We start from the raw sequence: 552 nt of genomic DNA on the forward strand, positions 1-552 counted from the left end.
CAACTGAGTCGATCAAACGGAACTTTTTCACCTATTAGCACTCTATAGAAGCGAGTGCTAATATCAGGACTCAAACGGATTGGGATGCTCGTCAACGAGCGACGCCAACGAGGAGAACACGCGCATGACACACCTTTCAGAACGCGCACAGGCGCTCACATTAGCGGTACCGGGTAACGACCTGGATGCCTACATGCGAGCCGTTAACGCCGTGCCGGTACTCAGCGCAGACGAAGAGCAACGCCTTGGCGAACGCCTGTATTACGATCAGGACCTGGATGCGGCACGCAGCCTGGTGCTGTCACACCTGCGCTTTGTGGCTCATATCGCCCGTAGCTACACCGGTTACGGCCTGCCACTGGGTGACCTGGTGCAAGAAGGCAACGTGGGCCTGATGAAGGCAGTGAAACGCTTTGACCCCACCAAGGGCGTACGCCTGGTGAGCTTTGCCGTGCACTGGATCAAAGCAGAAATCCACGAATACGTGATCAAGAACTGGCGCATCGTGAAAGTGGCCACCACCAAGGCCCAGCGCAAACTGTTCTTTAATCT

General features: G+C 55.6%; 1 protein-coding gene. It reads left to right on the forward strand.

Annotated elements, in window-relative coordinates; genetic code table 11:
- Positions 1-124: 124 nt before the first annotated feature.
- Positions 125-552: RNA polymerase factor sigma-32 (locus A3754_RS04405; protein ID WP_156496779.1), on the forward strand; the 428-nt coding region annotated here is incomplete at its 3' end.

Source organism: Alcanivorax sp. HI0083 (assembly GCF_001635175.1).